This is a genomic window from Cryobacterium sp. PH29-G1 (genome assembly GCF_030063365.1).
Lineage (GTDB): Bacteria > Actinomycetota > Actinomycetes > Actinomycetales > Microbacteriaceae > Cryobacterium.
On sequence record NZ_JASISY010000001.1, the window covers coordinates 115,692 to 129,698 of the forward strand.

General features: G+C 66.0%; 16 protein-coding genes. 14 read left to right on the top strand and 2 right to left on the bottom strand.

Going from position 1 to position 14,007, the window contains the following annotated elements:
* The first annotated feature begins 31 nt into the window (after positions 1-31).
* From truA to glmM, 4 genes are all read left to right on the top strand, one after another.
* Positions 32-958, top strand: coding sequence for a tRNA pseudouridine(38-40) synthase TruA (gene truA / locus QMK22_RS00560; protein ID WP_283495679.1), 927 nt, complete (start codon positions 32-34; stop codon positions 956-958).
* 188 nt (positions 959-1,146) lie between these two features.
* Entirely contained in the window at positions 1,147-1,593 is a 447-nt protein-coding gene (gene rplM / locus QMK22_RS00565) for a 50S ribosomal protein L13 (protein ID WP_283495680.1), read from the top strand.
* Positions 1,594-1,643: 50 nt separating this feature from the next.
* The gene (gene rpsI, locus QMK22_RS00570; RefSeq protein WP_283495681.1) at positions 1,644-2,129 is read left to right on the top strand and encodes a 30S ribosomal protein S9; all 486 of its coding nucleotides are present in this window, start codon (positions 1,644-1,646) and stop codon (positions 2,127-2,129) included.
* Between the two features lie 19 nt (positions 2,130-2,148).
* On the top strand, positions 2,149-3,510 hold the full coding sequence (glmM, locus tag QMK22_RS00575) for a phosphoglucosamine mutase (RefSeq protein WP_283495682.1): 1,362 nt from the start codon (positions 2,149-2,151) through the stop codon (positions 3,508-3,510).
* A 203-nt stretch (positions 3,511-3,713) separates the two neighbouring features.
* On the opposite strand, the gene coaA is transcribed toward glmM, so the two are convergent.
* Positions 3,714-4,670, bottom strand: a complete 957-nt coding sequence (coaA, locus tag QMK22_RS00580) for a type I pantothenate kinase (RefSeq protein ID WP_283495683.1) — start codon at positions 4,668-4,670, stop codon at positions 3,714-3,716.
* A 34-nt stretch (positions 4,671-4,704) separates the two neighbouring features.
* On the opposite strand from coaA, the gene glmS reads away from it, so the two are divergent.
* The 10 genes from glmS (at position 4,705) to QMK22_RS00630 (ending at position 12,714) form a co-directional block, all read left to right on the top strand.
* Positions 4,705-6,555, top strand: a complete 1,851-nt coding sequence (gene glmS, locus QMK22_RS00585) for a glutamine--fructose-6-phosphate transaminase (isomerizing) (protein ID WP_283495684.1) — start codon at positions 4,705-4,707, stop codon at positions 6,553-6,555.
* 6 nt (positions 6,556-6,561) lie between these two features.
* The gene (locus QMK22_RS00590) at positions 6,562-6,918 is read left to right on the top strand and encodes a holo-ACP synthase (protein ID WP_283495685.1); all 357 of its coding nucleotides are present in this window, start codon (positions 6,562-6,564) and stop codon (positions 6,916-6,918) included.
* On the top strand, positions 6,915-8,036 hold the full coding sequence (gene alr, locus QMK22_RS00595; RefSeq protein ID WP_283495686.1) for an alanine racemase: 1,122 nt from the start codon (positions 6,915-6,917) through the stop codon (positions 8,034-8,036). The genes QMK22_RS00590 and alr overlap by 4 nt, the downstream gene beginning before the upstream one ends.
* Positions 8,029-8,565 (top strand): tRNA (adenosine(37)-N6)-threonylcarbamoyltransferase complex ATPase subunit type 1 TsaE, encoded by a 537-nt coding sequence (gene tsaE, locus QMK22_RS00600; RefSeq protein WP_283495687.1) that lies wholly within the window; start codon positions 8,029-8,031, stop codon positions 8,563-8,565. Before alr ends, tsaE begins: the two co-directional genes overlap by 8 nt.
* Positions 8,566-8,609: 44 nt before the next feature.
* Complete coding sequence (locus QMK22_RS00605; protein ID WP_283495688.1) at positions 8,610-9,410, top strand: sulfite exporter TauE/SafE family protein; 801 nt, start codon at positions 8,610-8,612, stop codon at positions 9,408-9,410.
* A 30-nt stretch (positions 9,411-9,440) separates the two neighbouring features.
* On the top strand, positions 9,441-10,076 hold the full coding sequence (gene tsaB / locus QMK22_RS00610; RefSeq protein ID WP_283495689.1) for a tRNA (adenosine(37)-N6)-threonylcarbamoyltransferase complex dimerization subunit type 1 TsaB: 636 nt from the start codon (positions 9,441-9,443) through the stop codon (positions 10,074-10,076).
* Positions 10,073-10,579 (top strand): ribosomal protein S18-alanine N-acetyltransferase, encoded by a 507-nt coding sequence (rimI, locus tag QMK22_RS00615; RefSeq protein WP_283495690.1) that lies wholly within the window; start codon positions 10,073-10,075, stop codon positions 10,577-10,579. The genes tsaB and rimI overlap by 4 nt, the downstream gene beginning before the upstream one ends.
* Positions 10,576-11,712, top strand: a complete 1,137-nt coding sequence (gene tsaD / locus QMK22_RS00620) for a tRNA (adenosine(37)-N6)-threonylcarbamoyltransferase complex transferase subunit TsaD (RefSeq protein ID WP_283495691.1) — start codon at positions 10,576-10,578, stop codon at positions 11,710-11,712. Before rimI ends, tsaD begins: the two co-directional genes overlap by 4 nt.
* A 72-nt stretch (positions 11,713-11,784) precedes the next feature.
* Positions 11,785-12,255 (top strand): DUF4190 domain-containing protein, encoded by a 471-nt coding sequence (locus QMK22_RS00625; RefSeq protein ID WP_283495692.1) that lies wholly within the window; start codon positions 11,785-11,787, stop codon positions 12,253-12,255.
* 57 nt (positions 12,256-12,312) lie between these two features.
* The gene (locus QMK22_RS00630; protein WP_283495693.1) at positions 12,313-12,714 is read left to right on the top strand and encodes a hypothetical protein; all 402 of its coding nucleotides are present in this window, start codon (positions 12,313-12,315) and stop codon (positions 12,712-12,714) included.
* Positions 12,715-12,733: 19 nt separating this feature from the next.
* Here the strand turns inward: QMK22_RS00630 and QMK22_RS00635 are convergent, their stop codons facing one another.
* Positions 12,734-13,939, bottom strand: coding sequence for a class I SAM-dependent methyltransferase (locus QMK22_RS00635; RefSeq protein ID WP_283495694.1), 1,206 nt, complete (start codon positions 13,937-13,939; stop codon positions 12,734-12,736).
* Between the last annotated feature and the right edge of the window lie 68 nt (positions 13,940-14,007).

Genomic DNA, 14,007 nt, shown 5'->3' on the forward strand with positions numbered 1-14,007 from the left:
TAACCCGCGCGCGCCACCTAGGCTTACCCACGTGAATCTTTTTGTGCCCCGCGCCGCTCATGCAGCATTGGGCTCCACGCGCATCCGCATTGACCTCGCCTACGACGGCACCGATTTCACCGGTTGGGCCCGCCAGCCGGGCTTTCGCACGGTGCAGGCCGAGATTGAAAACGGTCTCGCGGGCATTTTGCAGAGCTTCCCACCGCACCCCACGTTGATCGTCGCTGGACGAACGGATGCCGGGGTGCACGCGGCGGGACAGGTCGCCCACTTCGACCTCACCGCGGAGCAATCCCATTCCCTCGTGCGCATCCAGCGCGGCACCGGAAACCGCCCGCCGGTCGACCTCGGTACCGCGGTGCTGCGCCGCCTGGGCGGCATCCTGGTGACCAAGCCCGACATCGTGCTGCGCCGCGCCACGGTCGTGCCCGGCGGTTTCGACGCCCGCTTCTCGGCGATGTGGCGTCGCTACGAGTACCGCATCGCCGACCCGCTCGCCCTGCGTGACCCGAATCAGCGCTTGCGCACCACGTGGCATCCGTTCAAACTCGATCTCGCCGCCATGGACGCCGCTGCGGCCAATTTGGTGGGCCTGCACGACTTTGCGGCCTACTGCAAGCCACGCCCAGGCGCCACGACCATTCGCACCGTGCAGGAATTTCGGTGGCATCGCGACGACGATGGCCTCATCATCGCCACTATCATAGCGGATGCCTTCTGCCACAGCATGGTGCGCGCCATGGTCGGAGCCTGCGTGGCTGTGGGGGAGGGGCGGCTCGACGGCAGCACGCTGGCCAACCTGCACTTTGACAATCATCGCATCAGCGAGTTCAAGGTGATGCAGGCGCATGGCCTCACCCTGATCGATGTCGGCTATCCCGACGACGCCGCGCTGGCGCAGCGCGCCATCGACACCCGCAACCGTCGGTCACTGCCCGAAACCGTGGCCGCCGACTGATCGGCAAGTTGCGCCAGCGGTTTGCTCCGACTAGTGTTGACCCTTGGTGTCTGTGCGTTGCCGCACGGCACCCGAACGTGAGCCCTCCATCGACAGTGTTCTTTTCCCGAGAAGTATTTCTCAAAAGAACAAGCCCGGAGCGGGATTCACGAACACCTCCGTTCGAAAAAGAAGAAAGCAGTACAACAGTGACTCGCACTTACACCCCCAAGGCAAGCGAACTCCAGCACGACTGGGTTGTCATCGATGCCACCGATATCGTTCTCGGACGTCTGGCCAGCCACGCGGCAATCCTGCTGCGCGGCAAGCACAAGGCCACCTTCTCCCCGCACATGGACGGTGGCGACTTCGTCATCATCGTCAACGCTGAGAAGGTTGCCCTCACCGGCAAGAAGCTCGACCTGAAGATCGCCTACCGCCACTCGGGTTTCCCGGGCGGCCTCACGGCGACCAACTACTCCGAGATGCTCGAGAAGCACCCGACCCGTGCGGTCGAAAAAGCGATTCGCGGCATGCTGCCGAAGAACTCGCTCGGTCGCGCCCAGCTCACCAAGCTGAAGGTATACGCCGGCCCTGAGCACCCGCACTCCGCTCAGCAGCCCAAGCCGTACACCCTCAGCCAGGTCGCGCAGTAGCGCCGGCAACCAGACTTCTCGACTCTTAGATAAAAAGGATTCCCATCATCGTGGCGAAGATCGCAGACCAGATTGACCAGGCTCCGGAGAGCTACTCCACCGAGACCCCGGCCGAAACCGTAACCAAGGCGCCCCGCGCCGTCCTCAACGTTCCCGGCGCAGCCGTCGGCCGTCGCAAGCAGGCCATCGCCCGCGTGCGCATCGTCCCCGGCTCCGGCACGATCGTTGTCAACGGCCGCGAGTTCGCTGACTACTTCCCGAACAAGCTGCACCAGCAGCTCGTCAACGACCCGTTCAAGGTCCTCGACCTGCTCGGCTCGTACGACGTCATCGCCCGCATCACCGGTGGTGGCCCGTCCGGCCAGGCCGGCGCGCTTCGCCTCGGCATTGCACGCTGCCTGAACCTGATTGACGAAGAAAACAACCGCGCCATCCTCAAGAAGAACGGCTTCCTGAGCCGCGACGCTCGTGTCAAGGAGCGCAAGAAGGCCGGACTCAAGAAGGCCCGTAAGGCACCTCAGTTCAGCAAGCGTTAACCGGATTGCCGACGACGATATGACTCGTCTATTCGGCACCGACGGCGTTCGGGGCCTGGCCAACCGTGATCTCACGGCTGTCCTGGCCCTGAGCCTTGCTCAGGCCAGCGCCGCCGTGCTGACCCGTGGTCGTCGTGCAGAAGCACGCTTAGAAGCGGGCCGCCGGCCCGTTGCCGTGGTCGCCCGCGACCCACGAATTTCCGGTGAATTTCTTACGGCTGCAGTCTCGGCCGGTCTGGCCTCCAGTGGCGTTGACGTTCTCGACGCCGGGGTTATTCCCACGCCCGCCGCAGCCTTCTTGATCAACGACATCGGTGCCGACTTCGGTGTGATGATTTCTGCCTCACACAACGCGGCGCCCGACAACGGCATCAAGATCTTCGCCTTCGGCGGAACCAAACTTCCCGACGACGTTGAGGACCGCATCGAGTCCTACATCGGTCGCGACACCCTCCTGCCGATCGGTGGCGACGTGGGACGCATCCGTCGTTTCGCCGACGCCGAAGATCGCTACGTGGTGCACCTGCTGACAACGCTGCCGCATCGCCTCGATGGCATTCACGTCGTGCTCGACTGCGCCCACGGTGCCGCCGCCGGCGTTTCACCGCAGGTATTCACGGATGCCGGTGCTCGTCTCACCGTGATCGGTGCCGACCCTGACGGTCTCAACATCAACGACGGCGTGGGTTCGACCCACCTCGACAACCTGGCCCGTGCGGTACTCGAGCACGGTGCCGACATCGGCATCGCCCATGATGGTGACGCCGACCGGTGCCTGGCGGTTGACCGCGACGGCAAGATCGTGGACGGCGACCAGATTATGGCGATCCTCGCCGTGTCGATGGCCGAACGCGGCGTACTCAAGGACCGCACGCTCGTGGCGACCGTGATGAGCAACCTCGGTTTGCGAAAGGCGATGGCAGCCAACGACATCGCCGTGGTGCAGACCAAGGTCGGCGACCGGTACGTGCTCGAAGAGCTCAATGCCCACGGCTATTCGCTCGGCGGCGAACAGTCCGGTCACGTCATCATGACCGAGTTCGCCACCACCGGCGACGGCATTCTCACGGGGTTGCACCTGGTCGCTGAGATGGCTCGCACCGGTAAGACTGTCGCTGAACTGGCATCCGTGATGACCGTGTATCCGCAGATCCTGGTCAACGTGCGCGGTGTGAACCACAAGGGCCTCGGCGGCGACGAGGTCATCGCCCAGGCGGTGCGCGCGGCGGAAAGCGAGCTTGGCGATACCGGCCGGGTGCTGTTGCGCCCGTCCGGCACCGAGCCGATGGTGCGGGTCATGGTGGAAGCCGCCGACCAGCCCACGGCTGACCGGCTGGCGCATTCCCTCGCCGACGTAGTACGCGAGCGCCTGGCCCTCTAGTTTCGTAGCTCGGCTCACCAGGTCTCGAGACGCGGGCCAAGAGCGGGCCCGCTCCTCGACCAGCGGGGTGGGTCGCCCCGCTCGCTGGTCGAGATTTCGCCGCTCGCTGGTCGAGGAGCGAGCTTTGCGAGCGTCTCGAGACCTGGTGACGGGCGGGCCTGCTCCTCGACCAGCGGTGTGGGTGACGCTCCTGGGACTGCGGGTCAGACCTTGCGCAGGAGCACCTTGGAGACCGCGTGCGTGGGGTCCTTGCGCAACACCAGGGTCGCGCGCGACCGGGTGGGGCGGATGTTCTGCAGCAGGTTCGGTTCGTTGATGCTGCTCCAGATGCTGCGCGCCTTGCCGCGAGCTTCTTCCTCGGTGAGGGCGGCATAACGGTGAAAGAACGAGTTGGGGTTGGAGAACGCTCCGCGTTGCAGCTTGAGAAAACGTTCCTCGTACCACCGGGCAATGTCCTGGGTGCGGGCATCCACGTAGACCGTGAAATCGAACAGGTCGCTCACCGAAAGACCGTGTCCCGGCCCGGGGGGCTGCAACACGTTGAGGCCCTCGACGATGAGGATGTCCGGCTGTCGCACGACGATCTGGGCGTCGGGCACGATGTCGTAGCTCAAATGCGAATAGAACGGTGAACGCACCTCGGGGGCGCCGCTCTTGACCGCGCTCACGAACCGCAACAGGGCCCGCCGGTCATACGATTCCGGAAAACCCTTGCGCGCCATCAGCCCGCGACGATTCAGTTCCGCGTTGGGAAAAAGAAACCCATCGGTCGTGACGAGCTCGACTCGTGGGGTGTCATCCCACCGGGCCAGCATCTCGCGCAACAGCCGTGCCGTAGTCGACTTACCGACCGCGACGGAGCCGGCGACACCGATGACGAACGGCGTCGGACGGGCACGTTCGCCTAGGAATCCGCTCGTGGCGCGGTGCAGTGTGCGAGCATTCGCAGCGTACAGGTTGAGCAGGCGACTCAGCGGCAGGTAGACATCCGTCACTTCGTTGATGTCGAGCGGCTCGCCCAGCCCGCGCAATTGCACGATCTCCGTTTCTTTCAGCGGAAGCATCGTGGTCGGCGCGAGGGCAGCCCAATCGGCCCGGTCCAATTCCACAAAAGGGGTGCCGTGACCGTTCACTACAGGGGTCAGCACCGGATCGGACATTCCCCCCAGCTTAGTCCGACTAATATCAGGTGCTATGTGCGGAATCGTAGGTTATGTCGGAAGCAACAAAACCGTTGATGTTCTGATGGGAGGGCTCGGGCGACTCGAGTATCGCGGGTACGACTCCGCGGGGATCGCCGTCATTGATGAATCCGGCGTGCTGAACACCGCCAAGAAGGCGGGCAAGCTCTCGGCGCTGACCGATGAGCTCAAGGCTCGTCCCATCAATACCGGAAAGACCGGGATCGGGCACACTCGTTGGGCCACGCACGGTGGACCGACCGATGGAAACGCGCACCCGCACCTGGGTGACAACAACAAACTCGCTCTCATCCACAACGGCATCATTGAAAACTTTGCACCGCTGCGCGACGAACTACTCGCTGAGGGCTTCACCTTCCTGAGCGAAACCGACACCGAGGTTGCGGCGGTTCTGCTCGGCCGCGAGTACCAGCGCGTCGGCGATTTGGCCGAAGCGTTCCGCTCCATCGTGGCCCGCCTCGACGGTGCATTCACCCTACTGGCCGTGCACCAGGACCAGCCCGGCGTCGTGGTCGGCGCCCGCCGCAACTCCCCGCTCGTGATCGGACTCGGCGACGGCGAAAATTTTCTCGGGTCTGACGTGGCCGCCTTTGTTGAGTACACCCGCCGGGCCGTGGCCATCGGCCAGGACCAGATCGTCACCATTACGCCCGACACCGTCACCGTGACCGACTTCGACGGCAACCCGGTCGAGACGGAAGAATTCGACATCGCCTGGGATGCCTCGGCGTCGGACAAGGGCGGCTGGTCCAGCTTTATGGCCAAGGAAGTCTCCGAGCAGCCGGATGCCGTCGCCAATACCCTGCGCGGCCGCATTCACGAGGGACACGTCGTTGTTCCCGAACTGACGGCTTTCGGTGACGACGTGCTCGCCGGTATCCGTCGTATCGTCATCGTCGCCTGTGGAACCGCCGCGTACGCCGGCCAGACCGCCAAGTACGCCATTGAAAAATGGGCACGGGTGCCGGTGGATGTCGAACTCAGCCATGAATTCCGTTACCGCGACCCGGTGCTCAGCGATGACACCTTGGTGATTTCGATCAGCCAGTCCGGTGAAACCATGGACACGCTCATGGCCGTCAAATACGCCATGTCGCAAGGCGCGAAAGCGATCTCGATCTGTAACACGCAGGGCGCCACAATTCCGCGCGAGTCCGACGCCGTGGTCTACACGCACGCCGGCCCCGAGGTCGCCGTCGCGTCGACCAAGGCCTTCGTGGCGCAGATCGCGGCGCTGTACCTGTTCGGGCTGCACCTCGCCCGCGTGCGTGGCTCGCTCACGGATGCCGAGCAGGCCCTGCAGGTCGCCGAGCTGCAGGGCATTCCGGAGAAGATCGCCGCCGTTCTCAGCGTCGAAGAGGATGTGCGGCAGCTCGCCGGCAGGATGAGCGACACCCGCGCGGTGCTGTTCCTCGGCCGTCATGTCGGGTTTCCGATCGCACTCGAGGGCGCGCTCAAGCTCAAAGAGCTCGCCTACATTCATGCCGAAGGATTCGCCGCCGGTGAGCTCAAGCACGGTCCGATCGCCCTGATCGAGCCCGGTCAGCCGGTGTTCGTCGTGGTGCCGAGCCCACGAGGTTCTGCCCACCTGCACCCGAAGGTCGTTTCGAACATCCAGGAGATCCGCGCACGCGGCGCGCGCATCATTGCGATCGCCGAGGCCGGCGATGCCGCGGTTCTGCCGTTTGCCGACACCGTCATTCCGATTCCGCTCGCCGGGCCCCTGTTCGAGCCGCTGCTGGCCGTGGTGCCGTTGCAGATGTTTGCCATGGAGCTGGCCATTGCCAAGGGTCTCGACGTGGACCAGCCGCGCAACCTGGCCAAATCCGTCACGGTCGAATAGACCGCGGTGATCAAAGGCATCGGGATTGACGTGGTCGACCTGGCGCGGTTCACGCGCCAGGTCGAGCGCACGCCAGGTCTCGTGCCGCGGTTGTTCGCCCCGGGGGAGCGCGGCCTGCCGGTGCACTCCCTCGCGGCGCGCTTCGCCGCGAAGGAAGCCCTGATCAAGGCCCTCGGTGACAGCGCCGGCGCCACCTGGCAGGAGATGGAGATTGTGAACGACCCGCACGGCAACCCCGAATTCAAACTCAGCGGGGCGGCAGCGACGGCCCTGGCCGACCGCGGTATTGGCCGGGTGCACGTCACCATGACCCACGACGCCGGTGTGGCCTGCGCCTTCGTCGTCGCTGAGGGTGAGCAATGACCGGCTTTCGCGAAGCCGTGATTGACCTCGCGGCCATCCGCGGCAACATGGCTCACCTGCGCACAGTCATCGGCACCCCCCACACCATGGCGGTGGTCAAAGCCAACGCCTACGGGCACGGCGCGATTCCGGTGGCCCTGGCCGCCCTCGCCGGGGGAGCGGACTGGCTTGGCGTCGCCGATATCGATGAAGCGTTGGCCCTGCGTGACGCCGGCATTGACGCACCGATTTTGGCCTGGCTGCACGACCCCGACGCCGATTTCAGCGCCGCCATCGACGACGACGTCACCCTCGGGGTCTCGTCAGCGCGCCAACTGCAACAGGTAGCGGATGCCGCGGCGGAGCTGGGTCGCACCGCATCCGTTCATCTGAAGCTGGAGACCGGGCTGAGCCGCAACGGCGTGCACGAAGGTGACTGGGCCGCGGTATTCGCGCTCGCCGCCGCACTCGAGCGGGTCGGACTGCTGCGCGTCGACGGCGTCATGAGTCACCTCGCTAACGCCTCGGACGACGATGACCAGCAGGCGCTGGCTTGCTTCGAACGCGGTCTCCGGGCGGCCCGCACCGCCGGGCTGGCTCCCGCTCTCGTGCACCTCGCCTCATCGGCGGCGGCCCTGCGGTTGCCGTCTGCGCGTTTCACCATGGTGCGCCTGGGCATCACCCTGTACGGGCTGTCGCCTTTTGCCGATGCGACGTCGGCTGACCTCGGGCTGGTTCCGGCGATGACCCTGCGTGGCCGGGTGGCCCTCGTGCGTCGGGTGAACGCGGGTGCCGGGGTCTCCTACGACTACCTCTGGCGGGCACCACAGGATTCCACGCTCGTGCTCGTGCCGCTCGGCTACGCCGACGGAATTCCGCGCCAGGCCGCGGGAACGGCGCTCGTGCATATTCGCAGCGAGAACTACCCGGTGGTGGGGCGAGTGGCGATGGACCAATTCGTGGTCAACCTCGGCAACGAGGATCCCGGCGTGGCCGTGGGCGACGAGGTGATTGTGTTCGGCGACCCGACCACCGGAGCACCGAGCGCCACCGACTGGGCCAACGCCGCCGGCACGATCAACTACGAGATCGTCACCCGCATCGGGCATCGCGTGAACCGGCGGCATATCAATGGCTGAGCTGCGCCGCACCGTTGCGGATGCGGCGGCGATGCACCAATTCGGTGTTGAGCTCGCGCGCACCCTCAAAGCCGGCGACCTGATCGTGCTCACCGGCCCACTCGGTGCGGGCAAGACCACCCTCACGCGGGGGCTCGGCGAAGGCCTGCACGTGCGCGGAGCCGTCACCAGCCCCACCTTTGTGCTCGCCCGCACGCATCCGAGCCTCGTCGGCGGTGCGCCGTTCGTGCACGTCGACGCCTACCGCCTGGGCAGCGCCATGGAACTCGACGATCTCGACATCGATTTCGCACACTCCATCGTCGTGGTCGAATGGGGTCGTGGCCTGCTCGACGGCATCACCGAGTCCTGGCTCGATATCGAGATCGTGCGTCCGCAGGGGCAGTCGCCGGCGCTGGCAGAAGCGGATGCCGCAGCATCCGTTATCGATTTGGATCACGATCTCGACGAGCCCAGAAGCGTGACCCTGATCGGTCACGGCCCGCGGTGGGCCACCCTGGCGGAATTGTTACCGACCGAACCCGCTTAGGCTAATGCCATGCCCGTACCCCGTTCTCACTCCTGCGCGCTCTCGTGAAGCCTGACTCGGGGGCCCGGTACTGGCTGACACTGATTCTGATCGGTACCATCGGCGGCTTCCTCTCCGGCATGTTCGGCGTCGGCGGCGGCATCGTGATGGTTCCGCTGCTCGTTGATCTCGCCCGGATGGATCAACGTCGCGCCGCGGCGACCTCGCTCGTGGCCATCGTGCCGGCCTCCCTGGTCGGGGCCACCACCTACTTCCTGAACGGCCACACCGACCTCGTCGCCGCCGGATTCATCGTCATTGGCGCCGTTGTCGGTGCGATTATCGGAACGCGGCTGTTGCGGCGAATCCCGCTGGTCTGGCTGCGCTGGATGTTCATCGGCCTGCTCGTGGTCGTGGCCGCCCGGCTGCTGCTGGTTGCTCCGATTCGTGGCGCGGTCGTTGACCTCACCTGGCCGGTCGCTCTGGGTTACATCGTGCTCGGCCTGTTCATGGGCATCGCGTCGGGACTGTTCGGGATCGGCGGTGGCGTGATTGCCGTGCCCGGCCTCATTGCCCTGTTCGGCGCGAGCGACCTCATCGCCAAGGGAACCTCGCTGCTCGTGATGCTGCCCACCGGCATCGTCGGTACCATCTCCAACCTGCGCGGTCGACTCGTAGATTTGCGCGCCGGCCTCGCCGTCGGCGTGGCCGCGACCCTGGTTTCCGCACCGGGCGTCGCCGTGGCGCTGATGATTCCGGCGCGCCTGTCCGGCATTCTCTTCGCCGGACTGCTCATCCTGGCCGCGGTTCAGCTGAGCATCAAGGCCGTGCGCGCCCAGCGCGGACCCAAGCCCGACGCGAGTTGAACCCCGCGCCACAGCGCCTAGGCTGATCGGGTGCTACTTGCCATCGATACCTCCGCCGGCACGAGTGTCGCCGTTGTCGACCTGACCCGTGGTGTGCTCGCCGAACGCGGCGAAAACGACACCATGCGTCATGCCGAAATTGTCGGCCCCTTCATACTGGCCTGCCTCCATGAAGCGAACATCACTCCAGCCGACCTTTCCGGCGTGGTCGGGGGCATGGGCCCCGGCCCGTTCACCGGACTGCGGGTCGGCATTGCCTCGGCCCGGGTATTCGCCCTCGGCGCCGGCAAACCGCTGGTTCCGGTGATCAGCCACGACGCCATCGCCTACGGCCACTACCGGCGCGGTCATCGGGGCCCCCTCGTGGTCGTCACCGACGCTCGGCGCCGCGAAATCTACTGGAGCGCCTATACGGCAGCGGATGCCGCCGGCCTGCCCGTGCGCGCCGGGGCCCCCGGCCTCGCCAAACCCGCCCAGCTTGATGACCCCGCCTGGCTGCACGCAGGGTGGCCACGTTTGGACGCCGCCACCGTCTCGGCCGGCGAACTCGGCCTGGTCGCTGAATTGAGCTACGCCCACCAACGACCGTTCGCCGCCAACGAGCCGCTGTATCTGCGCTCACCCGACGTCACGCTCTCGGCCGGTCCCAAACGGGTGAGCCGATGACCTGGCAGCTGCGGCGGGCGCACGAGGCCGACCTCGATGCCATCATGCACCTGGAAACCAGCATCTTTGAGAATGACGCCTGGTCGTCGCCCATGATGCTGCGCGACCTCGGCGACACCGCCTGCTACTACCTTGTTGCGTTCCCGCCCGAGGACCCCAGCCGGATCGAGGCCTACGCCGGGCTGCTCGCGCCGCAGGGAGCCGTTGAGGGCGATATCCAGACCATCGCCGTCGCGGAATCGGCTCGCGGTCACGGCCTCGGCCGCACTCTCATGCAGGCGCTCATCGGTGAGGCGCGCAAGCGCGGTGCCCGGCTGGTCTTTCTCGAGGTGCGCGCCGACAATCCCGACGCGGAGCGCCTCTACGAACGGCTCGGTTTCATCAGCGTGGGGGTGCGCCGCGGCTATTACCAGCCCGACAATGTCGACGCCATCGTTATGCGCCTGACCATTCCCGAACTCAATCCGATGCTCACTCAACCAGCAACGACGGTGCACTCATGAATCGTATCGACCCTCTCGTGCTCGGCATCGAAACGTCGTGCGATGAAACGGGTATCGGCATTGTGCGCGGAACCACCCTGCTCTCCAACACGATTGCCAGCTCGATGGACGAACACGCCCGCTACGGCGGCGTCGTGCCCGAGATCGCCGCGCGAGCACACCTCGACGAGCTCGGCCCGGCCATCACGGCCGCCGTGGCGGAGGCCGGCATCCGTCTGGCCGATCTCGACGCCATCGCCGTCACGAGCGGGCCGGGCCTGTCCGGAGCGCTCATGGTCGGGGTCGGCGCGGCCAAAGCGCTCGCCGTCGCCCTGGACAAGCCGATCTACGCCGTGAACCATCTGGTCGGTCACGTGGGTGCCGATCTGCTGCACAGCACCACCGAAACCACCGACAGCACCGACAGCACCGACAGCACCGACAGCACCGACAGCACCGACAGCACCGACACCGAACCGCTCGAATACCCGACGATCGCCCTGCTCGTCTCCGGCGGCCACACGTCGTTGCTGTTGGTACGCGACCTGGTCAGCGACGTTGAGCTGCTCGGTGAAACCATTGATGATGCAGCCGGGGAAGCCTTCGACAAGGTGGCGCGGCTGCTCGGGCTGCCTTACCCCGGTGGCCCGCAGATCGACCGCGTCGCCGCCGACGGTAATCCGAAAGCCATCCGCTTTCCGCGCGGACTCAGCCAGCCCAAAGACATGGCTGCGCACCGCTACGACTTCTCGTTCTCGGGTTTGAAGACCTCGGTCGCGCGCTTCGTGGAGCAGCGTCAGGATGCCGGTGAACCGGTTCCGATCGGCGACGTCGCCGCGAGCTTTCGGGAGGCGGTCGTTGATATTCTGCTCACCAAAGCCCTCGCGGCGTGCGCCGACTACAACGTGCCACGCTTGCTGTTGGGCGGTGGTGTCATCGCCAACGCGCGACTGCGCTTGCGCGCCACGGAGAGAACGGATGCCGCCGGCATCGTGCTGCGCATCCCGCCGTTATCGCTGTGCACCGACAACGGCGCCATGATCGCCGCTCTCGGCGCCCAACTGATCATGGCCGGGCATAAGCCGTCGACGCTGGAGTTCGGTGCCGACTCCACCCTGCCGGTCGATCAGATTCAGGTCTGCAGCGCGGGGTAGTCACACTCGCGCAGCCGCACGCGATATTCTTGCGGTGCGACCACCGCACGTTCACCATGAAGGAGACCGCTGATGTCTGATCCCACCCAACCCCCCGCCGACCCGACCGGCAGCGACCCGACCAGCGAAACCCCGGCCGCCCCGGCCTACCCGAGCTACCCGGCACCGGGTGCCCCGGCCGCTCCGGGTACTGGCCAAGCTCCCGCTTACGGCCAAGCTCCGGCATATGGCGAGGCCCCGGCATACGGCCAGCCTCCCGCCTATGGCCAGAACCCGTACGGCCAGCAGAACCCGCAGGACAAGTACAACGTCCTGTCGATCATCTCACTGGTGAGCTCGATCCTTCTGATCTCGCTGGTCGGCATCATTACCGGCCACATCGCCCTGAGCCAGATCAAAAGGACCGGCGAGAAGGGCCACGGACTGGCGCTCTGGGGGACCATCCTCGGCTACGTCGGCCTCGTCGGCGGTGCGATCTTCGCGTTCGGGATGATCGCGTTGCTTATCGCCACAGCATCAACCAGCGGGTACAACTACAACTAGGCATTGGGGGGCACGCCGCGTGTGCTGCCCGGCGCGGTTTGCGGCCAGAGGACAACCATGACGACACCCCACCAGCACGACGACGCCCCGGCGCGGCTGGACTACACCCGTCCCGCCGCACCGCCCGGCAGCCAGCTGGACTGGTCGTCCACGGTCACCGCTCCCACCGAGTTCGTGCCGTACACCTACACCGAGGCCGAGGTGGCGCGTGCGATCAGTCGCCGCGGCCTGTCGGTCGCATCCGTGATCTGTGGCCTGGTCGGGCTCGCCCTCGGCGTGATCGGTGTGTTCGGCTTTCCGATCGCGCTCATCGCGATCGCGCTCGCTCTGATCGCCCGCACAACCGAGAATTGGGCGCGCACCCTGTGGTTGAGCGGGCTGGTGAGCGGCCTTATCGGCGTGCTGCTCGCGACCGGCTGGGTCGTCTACATCACGCAGCGCGTGCTCCCGCTGCTCTGACTTCTTCGAACTCTTGTCGCTACCGCACGCGCTCCGCGAGCAGGGCGACTCGATGCCCGGCCGCCCGGGTCACAATGAGCGTCGCTGATTCCGGACCCTTGAGCTTCAAGCGGGTGCGCAGCGTCGCCGGATCAACGTCGACGCCGCGTTTTTTGATCTCGAGGGTGCCGATGCGTCGCTCCAGCAACGCCAGCCGTAGTTTCTTCTCGTCGAACGGCAGGGTTTCGAGCACCCGAAATGCGCTCGCGAAGGGTGTCGGCGTGAACGTGTCGTTGGTCAGGTAGGCAATTCCCTCGCTCAGCATTCGGGCATCCATCGAACGGGCCAGGTCGCCGATCAGGCGCGCGCGAATGACCGCACCGTCCGGCTCGTAGATGTACTGGCCCAGTTCACCGGCTTCAACGTCATCGCTGTCGGCGGAAGCAACCATTTCCTGCATGCCGCCGGCGGTCAGCAGCAGTGCCGAACGACGGATGCCCGGGCGTGCGAGAGCGCCGAACCACAGCGCCATCTCCACCAGTTGGCCGTCCACGGACACCCACTGGGCTTCGGCATCGACCGGAATTTGATCGCGGTCGTGGCCGGGCCCGAGCTTCATGCCGAGTGGCAGCGTGGTCGCCAGCAGATAGGCAAAGTCGAGCGAGGGGGAGTAGTCCTCGGAGCGCGTGAGCCGGGTGGTGTTGCTGTGCCCGCTCGTGCGTCGGGCCGGGTCGAGCCAGACCGCATCGAAGTCGGTCAGGTCCACCGACTCCGCATCGGAGTGCAGGGCGGAGGCGTTCGCAAAAGGAGCAAGGTTGAAGCTCGCGACGGTCGCCGTCACCTCATCGGCGTCGACCGCTACGACCGGAAGATCCATCGCGGCGATGGCCATGGCGTCGCCCCCGATGCCGCAGCCAAGGTCGGCGACCCGCGGCGGGTGTCCGAGGGCGGCCGACAGTCCGGCAAACCGGCCGGCGTGCAGCGCCGCGACCCGCAGCCGGGTCGCCTGTTCCAGTCCGGCGTCGGTGAACAGCATCCGCTCGGCGAATTCACCGAATTTACCCGCCGCCTTCGCCCGCAGCCGGGACTGGCTGAGCACGGCCGAGACGAGCCCGGGAGCATGCCCCGCCTTGCGCAGATCGCTCACCAGCTTGAGCACGTCACCGTTTGTGTCATAGGCGGGCAGCGAGTCCAGCAGCCGCAAACTCGCGGGCGAGAGCAGCTCAACGAGTTCGGTTCGATCCATGTTTCAACGCTACCAAAACGGCCCCCTTCTGGCACTCACGTTGCGTGAGTGCCAGAAGCCCCCTAAAC

Coding starts and splice junctions, on each gene's coding strand:
- QMK22_RS00630 (WP_283495693.1), top strand. CDS start 12,313: ATGACGACACCCCACCAGCACGACGACGCCCCGGCGCGGCTGGACTAC.
- rimI (WP_283495690.1), top strand. CDS start 10,073: ATGACCTGGCAGCTGCGGCGGGCGCACGAGGCCGACCTCGATGCCATC.
- glmM (WP_283495682.1), top strand. CDS start 2,149: ATGACTCGTCTATTCGGCACCGACGGCGTTCGGGGCCTGGCCAACCGT.
- glmS (WP_283495684.1), top strand. CDS start 4,705: ATGTGCGGAATCGTAGGTTATGTCGGAAGCAACAAAACCGTTGATGTT.
- QMK22_RS00625 (WP_283495692.1), top strand. CDS start 11,785: ATGTCTGATCCCACCCAACCCCCCGCCGACCCGACCGGCAGCGACCCG.
- QMK22_RS00635 (WP_283495694.1), bottom strand. CDS start 13,939: ATGGATCGAACCGAACTCGTTGAGCTGCTCTCGCCCGCGAGTTTGCGG.
- tsaD (WP_283495691.1), top strand. CDS start 10,576: ATGAATCGTATCGACCCTCTCGTGCTCGGCATCGAAACGTCGTGCGAT.
- alr (WP_283495686.1), top strand. CDS start 6,915: ATGACCGGCTTTCGCGAAGCCGTGATTGACCTCGCGGCCATCCGCGGC.
- tsaE (WP_283495687.1), top strand. CDS start 8,029: ATGGCTGAGCTGCGCCGCACCGTTGCGGATGCGGCGGCGATGCACCAA.
- coaA (WP_283495683.1), bottom strand. CDS start 4,670: ATGTCCGATCCGGTGCTGACCCCTGTAGTGAACGGTCACGGCACCCCT.